The organism is Vibrio sp. DNB22_10_4 (assembly GCF_052879755.1).
On record NZ_JBNNXW010000074.1, the window covers coordinates 1 to 266 of the forward strand.

A 266-nucleotide genomic window follows, 5' to 3' on the forward strand; every position below is an offset into this window, starting at 1 on the left:
TCCGGGAACTGCTCGTGCAGCACCGACAGCTTGATGTATTCGGGGCGGAAGTCGTGGCCCCACTGGGCCACGCAGTGCGCCTCGTCGATGGCGAACAGGGAGATCTTCGACGCCTGGAACAGGTCCAGGCAGCGCTGCGTCATCAGGCGCTCGGGCGCCACGTAGACGACGTCGATGCCGCCCGTGCGCACCAGGCGCTCGATGCGGCTCGCTTCTTCGTAGGTTTGCGTCGAATTGAGGAAGGCGGCGCGCACGCCCACTTCTTC

The 266-nt window shown here is 65.8% G+C and carries 1 protein-coding gene; it reads right to left on the reverse strand.

Annotated features, from left to right (window positions below):
* On the reverse strand, positions 1–266 hold a 266-nt coding region (locus ACVA6Q_RS24715), incomplete at both ends, for a DEAD/DEAH box helicase (RefSeq protein WP_446649231.1).